We start from the raw sequence: 630 nt of genomic DNA on the forward strand, positions 1-630 counted from the left end.
GCCGCTCGGAACGAACTCCTCCGATCGTCCCGCCACATCGGGCAGTGGCATAGCGGGTGGAGTCTGCCTCCCGACGGTCTACGTCCGTCGAGCGTGGGACGGAAGGCGCGAACGCCTTCCTACACGTTCATTCGCGCAGCATGTTCGTACACCAGCTGTCGGATGTGAGATCATTGGGAGTGTGGAACAACCCCGCGCGAGGCATTTTGTCGGCCGCAGCGGTCGTTTATCCGGCCCCGGCACGAGAGGCTGTAGTTGCTCGTCGCGACGGAGTTGTCCCTGTCCTCTCGGGAGCCCAGAGGGCGTGCACGTCCCGGGCGCGGACTGGAACCGATAGAAGGGTGAGGACTGCGTGGCAAAGGCGTCATCGAAGCAGCCGATGAAACCACCGTTCCCGGTTGAGAACGTTCCCCTTGAACTCATCGACCTTGACCTGCGCAACTCTCGCTTCCCTCGCGACGCGCAGTCCCAAAGCGACGCGCTTGAGCTGATGCTCACGACCGCAGGCGACGGCTGCCTCGACCTCCTGAAAGACCTTACGCGGACTGGTCAGATGAACAGCTCTGACCTTCCGATCGTAGTAGCCCACGATGAGCGATACGTCATGATGGAGGGCAACCGTCGACTGAC

Annotated in this window: 1 protein-coding gene; it reads right to left on the reverse strand. The window is 62.2% G+C overall.

Annotated elements, in window-relative coordinates; genetic code table 11:
- Positions 1 to 364: 364 nt before the first annotated feature.
- On the reverse strand, positions 365 to 630 hold a 266-nt coding region (locus ABD323_RS43560; protein ID WP_344447554.1), incomplete at its 5' end, for a hypothetical protein.

The sequence above is a fragment of the Kitasatospora nipponensis genome (assembly GCF_039528135.1).
Classification (GTDB): Bacteria; Actinomycetota; Actinomycetes; order Streptomycetales; family Streptomycetaceae; genus Kitasatospora; species Kitasatospora nipponensis.